The 9878-nt window shown below is 69.6% G+C and carries 11 protein-coding genes; 4 read left to right on the forward strand and 7 right to left on the reverse strand.

Annotated elements, in window-relative coordinates:
* On the reverse strand, window positions 1-852 hold an 852-nt coding region (locus VFS34_17320), incomplete at its 3' end, for a hypothetical protein (GenBank protein HET9796211.1).
* 110 nt (window positions 853-962) lie between these two features.
* On the opposite strand from VFS34_17320, the gene VFS34_17325 reads away from it, so the two are divergent.
* The gene (locus VFS34_17325; protein HET9796212.1) at window positions 963-1493 is read left to right on the forward strand and encodes a hypothetical protein; all 531 of its coding nucleotides are present in this window, start codon (window positions 963-965) and stop codon (window positions 1491-1493) included.
* A gap of 102 nt (window positions 1494-1595) precedes the next feature.
* Here VFS34_17325 and VFS34_17330 read toward each other — a convergent pair whose 3' ends face one another.
* From VFS34_17330 to VFS34_17340, 3 genes are all read right to left on the reverse strand, one after another.
* On the reverse strand, window positions 1596-1943 hold the full coding sequence (locus VFS34_17330; protein ID HET9796213.1) for a hypothetical protein: 348 nt from the start codon (window positions 1941-1943) through the stop codon (window positions 1596-1598).
* 101 nt (window positions 1944-2044) lie between these two features.
* A complete protein-coding gene (locus tag VFS34_17335; GenBank protein ID HET9796214.1) occupies window positions 2045-2536 on the reverse strand; it encodes a hemerythrin domain-containing protein in 492 nt (163 codons plus the stop codon).
* An 82-nt stretch (window positions 2537-2618) separates the two neighbouring features.
* Window positions 2619-3803, reverse strand: coding sequence for an aminotransferase class I/II-fold pyridoxal phosphate-dependent enzyme (locus VFS34_17340; GenBank protein ID HET9796215.1), 1185 nt, complete (start codon window positions 3801-3803; stop codon window positions 2619-2621).
* A 67-nt stretch (window positions 3804-3870) separates the two neighbouring features.
* Here VFS34_17340 and VFS34_17345 point away from each other — a divergent pair, with 67 nt between their 5' ends.
* Window positions 3871-5226 (forward strand): APC family permease, encoded by a 1356-nt coding sequence (locus VFS34_17345; protein HET9796216.1) that lies wholly within the window; start codon window positions 3871-3873, stop codon window positions 5224-5226.
* Window positions 5223-6500: a hypothetical protein gene (locus tag VFS34_17350; GenBank protein HET9796217.1), complete on the forward strand. Its 1278-nt coding sequence runs from the start codon at window positions 5223-5225 to the stop codon at window positions 6498-6500. The genes VFS34_17345 and VFS34_17350 overlap by 4 nt, the downstream gene beginning before the upstream one ends.
* On the opposite strand, the gene VFS34_17355 is transcribed toward VFS34_17350, so the two are convergent.
* The 3 genes from VFS34_17355 to VFS34_17365 are packed head-to-tail and all read right to left on the reverse strand — an operon-like array spanning window position 6403 to window position 9447.
* On the reverse strand, window positions 6403-6780 hold the full coding sequence (locus VFS34_17355) for a septum formation initiator family protein (protein HET9796218.1): 378 nt from the start codon (window positions 6778-6780) through the stop codon (window positions 6403-6405). The two genes, VFS34_17350 and VFS34_17355, sit on opposite strands and share 98 nt — an antisense overlap.
* Window positions 6777-8054: a phosphopyruvate hydratase gene (gene eno, locus VFS34_17360; protein HET9796219.1), complete on the reverse strand. Its 1278-nt coding sequence runs from the start codon at window positions 8052-8054 to the stop codon at window positions 6777-6779. The genes VFS34_17355 and eno overlap by 4 nt, the downstream gene beginning before the upstream one ends.
* Before the next feature lie 4 nt (window positions 8055-8058).
* On the reverse strand, window positions 8059-9447 hold the full coding sequence (locus VFS34_17365) for a phosphoglucomutase/phosphomannomutase family protein (protein ID HET9796220.1): 1389 nt from the start codon (window positions 9445-9447) through the stop codon (window positions 8059-8061).
* A gap of 75 nt (window positions 9448-9522) precedes the next feature.
* Here VFS34_17365 and VFS34_17370 point away from each other — a divergent pair, with 75 nt between their 5' ends.
* Window positions 9523-9822: a hypothetical protein gene (locus VFS34_17370; protein ID HET9796221.1), complete on the forward strand. Its 300-nt coding sequence runs from the start codon at window positions 9523-9525 to the stop codon at window positions 9820-9822.
* The last annotated feature ends 56 nt before the right edge of the window (window positions 9823-9878 follow it).

Here is a 9878-nt window from a genome sequence, read left to right on the forward strand (position 1 = left end):
CCCGCCTGCCTTCGCGTCCACGAGCGCGTACATGCGTCCGGGCTTCGAACGCGCGAACGCGACCCCGATCCGGCCGAGGCCTTCCGTGGGAAGACCGGAGCCGGCCGGTTTCCAGGTTCGCCCCGAGTCGTCCGAGCGCCACAGGCCCGAGCCCGGGCCGTTCGAGGGCGGATAGGTGTTCCACGGCGGTCGTCGCGTCTGCCAGAGAGCGGCGAAGACCGTGTCGGGATGCGACGGGTCGATCGCGACGTCGATCGCTCCGGCGTCCTCGCCGCGGAAGAGAACGCGACTCCACGTGTGCCCGCCATCCGCCGTGCGGTAGACGCCCCGCGTGGCGTTTGCCGCATACGCGTGTCCGAGCGCCGCGACGAACGCGACGTTCGCATCGCGCGGATCGACCGCGATCGCGCCGATCTGCTGAGAGTCGTCGAGCCCGGCGTGCCGCCAGGTCCGGCCGCCGTCCTGCGAGACGTACATGCCGTTGCCGCAGGAGATCTGCGATCGCATGTCGGCTTCGCCGGTGCCGACGTAGAGCATCCGGGGATTCGAGGGAGCGACCGCGACCGCGCCGATCGAGGCGACCGGCTGTCCGTCGAAGATCGGCGTCCAGGTGCGGCCGGCGTTTCGCGTCTCCCAGACGCCGCCGCCGACGGACCCGAAATAGAAATGGTCCGGCTCGCCGGGAACGCCCGTGACGGCGAGAACCCGCCCGCCCCGGAACGGACCGATCATTCTCCACCGGAGCCCCGAGAAGAACGCGGGATCGACGGGCGGAGCCGGCGCCGAAAGCGCGGCCGGCGAGCCGGCGAGCGCCGGAAGAAGGAACGCGAGGCAGACGAATACCCGGCGCATGCGGCTCCTCTCGAAGTTCCCGGATTCTAGCGTGAGGGAACGCCCGTTCGCCGCCGGACGGGCCGATTCGGGTATGTTTGCGGCTCCGGGCCTATCCGGCGGAGGAGGACATGAAGACGCAACGACTCCGGGCGACTCTCGGCACGGTCCTCGCGGTGCTGCTCACGGGATTGTTCGCGGCGCGCTGCGCCTCCTCCCCCCCGACGCGCCCCGCCGAAGCCCCGTCACCGGCGGCGCTCGAGGGCGAGTGGGGCATCCAGATCAAGCTGTTCGAGCACACGGTCGACGGGACTCTTCGCTTCACCCGCGAGGGGACGGCTCTCCTCGGATCCTTCACCGACGACGAAGGAAACCAGAGCGAGCTCGAAAAGCTCCACGCCGGCGACGGGAAGATCTCCTGGGAGATGGATCGGAAGGACGGCCGGCTGACGGCGAAGGGGACGATCGAGGGCACGATCATCTCGGGAAAGATGAAGCTTCACCGGAATCGCGACGAGTCGGATACCGGTTTCGGCGTGAGCGGAGGAGGCGGCCCGGCGGCGGGCCACGCCCGGCGGGTCGGCGAGCCCGATTCGTTCGCGTTCACGGCGGTGAAACGGGCTCAGAACGGAGCGGCGCCTCCGCCGCCTCCGCGGCCCTGAAGCGGGCGGGCTGGGACCATCCGCCGCGCGCCGGGCGGGCATCCGCGGAACTGAGTTTCGGAGGAGGAGGGCTGGGCCGGGCGAACGCCCGAAGAGTCGGCCTTATCTTCCGCCGCCGACCCTCGCCTCGACGACCTCGGCAGGCTTGATCGACTCGCAACGGAAGGCCTTCGCCTTCCAATCCTTGCCGGCCGTCTGGCCCACGTCGTCGTGGGAGACCACGAGCGTGTCGGCGCCGATCCCGCGAGCGCGGATCTTCAGCTGGTTCATCGGTTCGGCTTCGCTGCGGAACGGGGCGAGCGCGAAGACCTCTCCGCGGAGCTTGCAGCTTCCGACGGCGGTCATATCGGAGGCGACCGCCACGGTGCGAGCTTCCGGAGTCATCACGAGAGGCCGGCACGCGGAAACCGCAGCCGCGAGAACGATCAGGAGAGGCGTAGTGCGTCTCACGAAATTTCGCAGTTGCAACGAGGCTGCCAAGTTCGGTGCGCGCCGTTTCTGCGATGTGGGAGGCCGCGCGGTTCCAGCGGAGCGCGCCGCGAGGCCGACGGCTAGACGTTCGCTTCCACCTCTTCGGCGTCTTCCGTTTCCACGCCGCGCCGGCGCATGAGCTCCGCCTCGAGCGTCTGCATCTGCTCCGCGAGCTCGTCGAGCCTGTCGTCTCCGAGATCGTTCGCCTCGGCGAACATCTCCTCTTCCTCCTCCTCGATGTGGTGCTCGACGCTCTCCATGAGGACTTTCATCTTCGCGTCCTTGCGCGGGTCCCCCTTCGGCAGCGATTCGATCTGTCCGATCAGAGTCCTGGCGATCTTGTGCTCCTCGAACGCCTCGAACGTGATCTCCACCGCGTCCTCCCTGCGGGTGCCCCGGACGGCGGGATAGAAGAACCGTTCCTCGATCTCGGCGTGCACTTCGAGCGCGGAGGCGATCCGCCGGAACAGCCGTTGTTTCTCTCGCCGGTCACCACCGTCCAGGCCCCGGAATTCGTCGAACATCTCCTTGAGCCGGTCGTGGTCCTCCTTCAGAAGGTCCGTCGCATTCATGAAGTGCCTCCTCGCCGCCCGCGCGTGCAAGCGACGTACCGCCGCCGGAAGGGGGCAACCGGAAGGCGGTTCCCCTGCCGGATCAGAGACTTCGGCCGGGAAACCGGAGGTCCCACGCGGCGAGGCGGACGGCGGCGGCGGCAAGAGTCTCGTCCTTCTTGGCGAAATTGAAGCGGAGCTTCGTCCGTCCCCGTCCCTTCCGGTAGAAGCTCGAGCCGGGAACCGCGATGACGCCGACCCGGCGGGCGAGGAAGTCGAGGAATTTCCAATCGTCCTTCCAGCCGAGCGGACCGACGTCGGCCATCACGTAGTACGCCCCCTCGGGAGGGGTGAAGGCGAACCCGGCCTTCGAGAGCGAGGCGAGGAGCTTCCCGCGCCGGCGCGCGTAGGTCGCGCGCATCGCTTCGTAGTACGCGTCGGGAAGAGCGAGCGCGGTGCGCCCGGCTTCCTGCTCGAGAGCGGGGGCGCACACCGTCAGATAGTCGTGCACCTTGCGGACGAGGGCCGTCAGCTTCGGCGCGGCGACCGCCCAGCCGACGCGCCACCCGGTCACCGCGTAGCTCTTCCCGAGCCCGGAGAGCGTCACGGTGCGATCGCCCATTCCGGGAATCGTCGCCAGGCTCACGTGCCGGTGGCCGTCGAACCAGAGGTGCTCGTAGATCTCGTCGACGACGGCGATCAGCCCGTGCCGGACGCACAGCGCCGCGATTCCTTCGAGCTCGGCGCGCCCGAGGACGCGCCCCGAAGGGTTGCCGGGCGTGTTCAGGAGCAGCAGGCGCGTCTTCTTCCCGATCGCGTCGGCGAGCCGTCCGAGGTCGAGCGCGAAATCCCGGGAGGAGAGGGGCACGAATCGCGGCGTGACGCCGGCGAGGACGCACGCCGGAACGTAGTTCTCGTACCAGGGTTCGAGGATGACGACTTCGTCCCCGGGCTCGGTCAGCGCCGACACGGCGGCGACGATCGCCTCGGAGACGCCGCACGTGACCGTGACCTCCCGGTCGGGATCCACGTCGAGCGCGTTGAACCTCCGGTATTTTTCCGCGACCGCCGCCCGAAACTCCGGCGCTCCCCACGTGAAGCTGTACTGGTGCGCGCCCGGAACGCGCGTCGCGCGGCGGAGCGCCTCGACGACTTCCGCCGGCGGCTCGAAGTCCGGAAGGCCCTGGGCGAGGTTGACGCCGCCCACTTCCGCGCCGAGACGGGTCATCTCGCGGATCACCGACTCGATGAAGGGCCGCGTCCGGCGGGAAAGGGGGCGGAGCTTCACGGCGCGATCGTATCCCGCGAGGAGAGAACGCCGGCCGGGCGGACTAGAATGCCCCCGAGCTCCGCGCATGAAAGACGCCCGCCCGGAAACGCCGCTCCGAAGAGCGCTGACGGGAGTCGAATACTTCACGTTCGGCTTCGGAACGATGATCGGCGTCGGCTGGCTCGTCCTGATCGACGACTGGCTCGCGCGGGGAGGCCCCGGCGGCGCCGCGATCGCGTTCGCCGCGGGCGCCCTGCTCCTCGCGCCGATCGCGCGGACCTACGGCCGTCTCGTCGAAGCGATCCCGGACGCGGGCGCCGAGATCGCGTACGCGGAAGGCGTCTTTCCCATGAGCGTGGGTTTCTCGGCCGCGTGGACGATGGTTCTCGCGTACGCGATCGTCTGCCCCTGGGAGGCCGTCGCGGTCGGCAACCTCCTGGCGCGGGTGTTCCCGGCGCTCGACCGGTGGGCGCTCTACACGATCGCCGGCAAGACCGTGTACGCGCCGCGGCTCGCCGCGGGCCTCCTGCTGACCGCGGGGGTCGCGGCGATGAACCTCCGCGGCATCCGGGCGAGCGCGCGCCTCCAGAACGCGGCGACCTTCGGGCTCCTCTCGATCTTCGCGCTCTTCACGGTTCTCGGGTTCGCGCGGGGCCACCCCGGCAACGCCGCGCCCCTCTTCGCGCGGCCGGGCGCCGCCGGGGCCGGACTCTCGATCCTGCTCGCGCTCCAGGTCGTCCCGTATTTCCTCACCGGTTTCGAATCGATCTCGAAGGAATCGGAAGAGGCGCACGAGGATTTCGATCCGAGGCATTTCCGCCGCGCGATCGCCGGGGCGCTCGCGGCGGGCGCGACGTTCTACGTCGCGGTGATCGGGGCCGTCTCCTTCGTCTTCCCCTGGCGGGACCTCGTCGCCGGGCATCTCGGAACGGAGGCGGCGTTCCGGCGCGCCTTCGGTTCCGACGCGATCGCCCGCACGATCGTGTTCGCGGCTTTCCTGTCGCTGCTGAAGATCTTCAACGGGAACTTCGTCGCCGCGACCCGTCTCCTCGTCGGCATCGGAAGGCGAGATCTCGTCCATCCGGCGCTCGGCCGGGTCGACGCGCGGCGCGGGGCTCCGATCGCGGCGATCGTCTTCATGGCGGTCTTCACCGCGCTCGCCTCGCTCCTCGGGGACGCGCTCCTCGTTCCGGTCACGGAAGTCGGCTCGCTCGCCGTCGGGATCGGCTGGGGAACGGCCTGTCTCGCGGCGGCCCGCCGCCTTCCGGAGGGAAGGGCGGTCGCCTATGCGGGCGCCGCCGTCGCCGGAGGGATCGTGCTCATGAAGGTCCTTCCCTTCGTGCCGGGGAGCTTCACCCGGGCGGAATGGATCGCGCTCCTCGTCTGGACGGCCACCGGCACGCTCTTCTGGATCGCGCGGCCCCGCGCGAACGCCTCTTGACCGCCGCGCGCCCGCGAGCCTGGCTCGCGGCCCTCCTCCTCGCCGCCCTCGCCGGATCGTTCGTCTGTCTCTTCCACCCGGAGCCCTTTCCGAGCGACGAAGACGAGCTCTTCCAGCGCAAGATGATCTCCGCGAGCGCGTCCGATTTCTGGCGCATGCTCCGGCGCGACGCCGTCCATCCTCCCCTCGATTACGTCGTCGATCGCTTCCTCGAGCGCGCGATCCCGGGCTCGTCCGAGAACCGCGCGGCACCCGCGGCGTGGGGATTCCTCGCGGTGCTCGCGTTCGGCGGGCTCGTCGGATCCCGGATCGGACGGTTCGCGGGGATCGCCGGAACGTCGCTCTTCGCGTTCGCCCTGTACCGTGTCTCGGAAGCGCGCCGCCTGCGGCCGTATTCGCTCGGCCTTCTCCTGCTCGTCGCGGCGCTCTTCTTCCTCGAAAAGTACCTCGAGCAGCCGCGCCCGCTGCGGCTCGCGGCGGCGTTCGGCGCGGCCGTGGGCTCCGTCTGGAGCCTGTTTCTCGCGGGGGCCGTCCTCGCCGTCGCCGCGGCGGCGCTCGTCGTCGAAGACGGCCTCGGCGAAGAGCCCGTCCGGCGCGCGGCGGCGCGGGGACTCCTGCGGCGATGGCCGCTCTTCGCCGCCGCCGCTCTGCTGGCGGCCGCGCCCCTCTTTCCGCTGGTCCGCGAGGCGGCGACCCACGGTTCTCCGGTTCCGCGTCCTCAGAATTCGCTGTCGCGCTGGGGCCGGGTCCTTTCGTACGCCGCCTATTCGCCGAACGCGGGGTACGGCTTCCCTCCGCGCTGGCTCTTCCTCCTGGGATTCCTCGGGGCTCTCGCCGCGATCGCGGCGGGCGCGATCGCCGCGGCGAAAACGCGGCGCGCGCGTTTTCTGCTCGCGTGGGCCGCGGGCGGGATCCTCGTCGTCGAGATCGTGAAGCGCGCCCACCCGCACTGGGATTCGTTCCGCTATTTCCTCCCGGCGCTGGTCGCGATGACCGCGCTCGAGGCGGCCGCGCTGGAGGCCCTGTGGAGCCGGGGGCGGCGCGCGCTCGCGGCGGCCGCGCTGGCGCTGCTCCTGGCCCTGAACGTGCCGTCCTACGTCCGGATGTACCGGTACGGCGTGTGGAACTTCTCGTCCGGAAGGAGACGCCGCGATTCGGGCGGGGAGCGGGGCGCCGCTACTTCGCGGCCGTCGGCGGGGGCGCCGCGGGAGCCGCCGCCCGGGGTCCGGCGGCCGGCGGAGGCGGAAGAAGGAACACGATCTCGTCCGGCTTGACGAGCCCCATCCGCTCGCGCGCGTCTTTCTCGAGCTCGAACGAGTTGTGCTCGGCGTTCTCGATGCGCGCGGCGATCGCCGCGTTTCCCGCTTCGAGCTCGGCGACCTGCGCCTTCAACGCGCGCGAATCCGCCTGGGCTTTCCTCCACGCGTCCGTGCCGCGATCCCCCAGCAGGAGGAGCGCGAACGCGAGCGCCGAAAAAAAGAGCGAAATGGCGAACGTCTTGAGGGGGTTAGGAGCGGGCCGGGGTGCGGGTGCGGTCGCGGCGTCTTGTTTCATCGGCGGAAGGCATTCGCTCCGGCGAAACGGCCGGCCGGCGCGAGCTCGTCTTCGATCCTCAGGAGCCGATTATACTTCGAAAGCCGCTCTCCCCGCGACGCCGATCCCGTCTTGATCAAGCCCGTTCCGCACGCGACCGCGAGATCCGCGATCGTGTCGTCGTCGGTTTCGCCGCTCCGGTGCGAGATGATCGTGGCGTACCGCGACCGCTGCGCAAGGGAGACCGTTTCGAGGGTTTCGGAGAGCGTCCCGATCTGGTTCAGCTTGATCAGCACGGCGTTGCCGACGCCTTCGGAGATGCCGCGCGCGACGATCGAGGGATTGGTCACGAAGACATCGTCGCCGACGAGGAGGATCTTCGACCCGAGCCGCCGGGTGATCTCCTTCCAGCCTTCCCAGTCCCCTTCGGCGAGGCCGTCCTCGATCGAGACGATCGGAAAGTCCCGCACGAGCGCCTCCCAGTAGTCGATCATCCCCGACGTCGAAAGCGACTTGCCTTCCCCTTCGAGCCGGTATTTCCCCTTCTCGAAGAATTCCGAGGCCGCCGGATCGAGCGCGATCGCGACGTCCTTCCCCGGCGCGTGCCCCGCCGACTCGATCGCCTTGACGATCAGCTCGATGGCCTCGCGCGACGAGGAGACGTCGGGGGCGAATCCGCCCTCGTCGCCGACGCCGGTCGAGAGTCCCTTCTTCTTCAGGATCGCCTTCAGGGCGTGGAACGTCTCGGCGCCCGCCCGGAGCGCTTCCGCGAACGACGGGAAGCCGCGGAGACAGATCATGAACTCCTGGGGATCGAGCTTGTTGTCGGCGTGTGCGCCGCCGTTGACGACGTTCATCATCGGGACCGGCAGGGTCGCGGCGCCCGCCCCGCCGAGATAGCGGTAGAGCGGGAGCCCCGCCTCGTCCGCCGCCGCTTTCGCGCAGGCGACCGAGGCGCCGAGGATCGCGTTGGCGCCGAGCCGGGACTTGTCGGGCGTGCCGTCGAGCTCGATCAGGATCCGGTCGATCAGAGCCTGGTCCCGCGCGTCGGCGCCGCGAAGCTCGTCGGCGATCGGGCCGTTGACGTTCCCGACCGCCTTCTGCACGCCCTTGCCGCCGAACCGCTTCCGGTCGCCGTCCCGGAGCTCCAGCGCCTCGCGCGAACCGGTCGATGCCCCGGACGGCACGCCGAAGCGTCCGGTCGAGCCGCCCGAGAGCAGGACCTCGACCTCCACGGTCGGATTTCCGCGCGAGTCGAGAATCTCGCGCCCCAGGATCTCTTCGATCAAGAACATCGCGTCACTCCCGCAGGAAACTCTTTCCGTCCCGGAGCAGCTCGTCCACGTCCTTGCGCGACCGCGCCTCGGCGTAGAAACGCGCGATCGGCTCCGTGCCCGATTCGCGCAGCAGCACCCACGCTCCTCCTTCGAGGAGGAGCTTCAGCCCGTCGAGCAGGTTCACGCTCTCGACCTTCCGCGACCCGAACTTCGCCGGGGGGTTTTTGCGCTTCTCGGCGAGGAGCTTCTTCTCTTCGTCGGAGATCGGCACGTCGAGGCGGTCGGAGAAATAGGGGCCGATTTCCTTTTCGAGGTCGGCGTGGAGCTCTCCGAGCGTCTTCCCCGCGGTTCGCACGGCGCGCGCGACGAGGATGTCGGCGAGGATGCCGTCCTTGTCCGGAACGTGCCCTTCGACCGTCAACCCGGCCGATTCCTCTCCGCCGATCGCGATCTTCCCCTCGAGGAGCAGCTCGCCGATGTACTTGAAGCCGACCGGTGTTTCGTGGAGCTCGACGCCGAACTTCTTCGCGACGGCGTCGAGCGCGTGCGTCGTCGCCACGCTTCGCGCGATCCCTCTTTTCGATCGACCGGCGCGGTAGAGGTCCCACGCGAGGATCGGGAGGATCGCGTTGGCCGCCCAGTACGTCCCCTTCTCGTCGAGGATGCCGAACCGGTCGGCGTCTCCGTCCGTCGCGAGGCCGAGCGACGAGCGGTGCTTCCGAACGACGTCGGCGAGCTCGCGCAGCTCCTTTTCCGAGCACTGGGGAGACTGCCCGCCGAAGAGCGGGTCGGGATGCGCGTGGATCTTCTCGACCTTCGCTCCGGCGCGTTCGAAGAAGGCGTCGAGGTAGCCGGCCGACGTGCCGAACCGGAAGTCGAGGGCGACCGGAAACCCGGAAAACGCGGAGGCGTCGACGAACCGGGAGACGGCCGAGAGGTACTCGGGGACCGCGTCGAAACGCTCGACCTCCCCGTCGGGCGGACGCTCCACGTCGCCGAGTTCGGCGATCCTCTTCTCGATCTTTCCGGTCACTTCGGGAAGGGCGGGCCCGCCGTCGGCCGAGGAGAACTTGAGCCCGAGGTATTTCGGGGGATTGTGGCTCGCGGTGAAGTTCAGGGCGCCCGCCGCCTTTCGGCGAATCGTCTCGAAAGAGAGAACCGGAGTCGGGATCGGAGCGCGCGAGACGGCCACCCGGTATCCGCGCTGGCGCAGGAGGAGCGCCGCCTCGAGCGCGAAACGGTCGGCGAGAAAACGCGTGTCGTAGCCGACGAGGAGAAGGCCGCCGGGATGATCGGGCGCGAGGACGTCGGCGATCGCCGCCACGGCCCGGCGGGAGTTCCCGAACGTGAACTCGTCGGCGATCACGGCCCGCCATCCCGAGGTGCCGAATTTGAGGATCGACCCCGCCATCGTCCGAATTTAGTGTCCCGTCGCGGAAATAACAATAGCGGCGCCGCCGGACGCGACGCGCCGCATAATCCCGGAATGCTCCACGTCCTCGCCGTCGATCGCGATGCGCCGCGCCCGCTCGTCGTCCCTCCCTCGATCGAGATCCTCTGGGCGCACGGTCCCGACGACGCCGTCGAAAAGCTCGCGCGCAACCGCCGCGTCGACGCAGTGCTCTTTTTCGACGACGGGATCGCCCGGGCGACCGTGGAGCTCCTCGCCGCCGACGGCGGCACGCCTCCGCCGCTCTTCCGGGCGGGAACCACCGGCGTCGCCGGCGTCGACGCTCTCGATCCGGCGAGCCTGTTCGACGACCTGAGGCGGCGGCTCGGGGAATAGCCGGCGGAAAGGCCGGGCGAGGGATCGGGTCAAGTAACGGGGAAACCGAGGGTTAT

It is taken from the genome of Thermoanaerobaculia bacterium (genome assembly GCA_035717485.1).
Classification (GTDB): domain Bacteria; phylum Acidobacteriota; class Thermoanaerobaculia; order UBA5066; family DATFVB01; genus DATFVB01.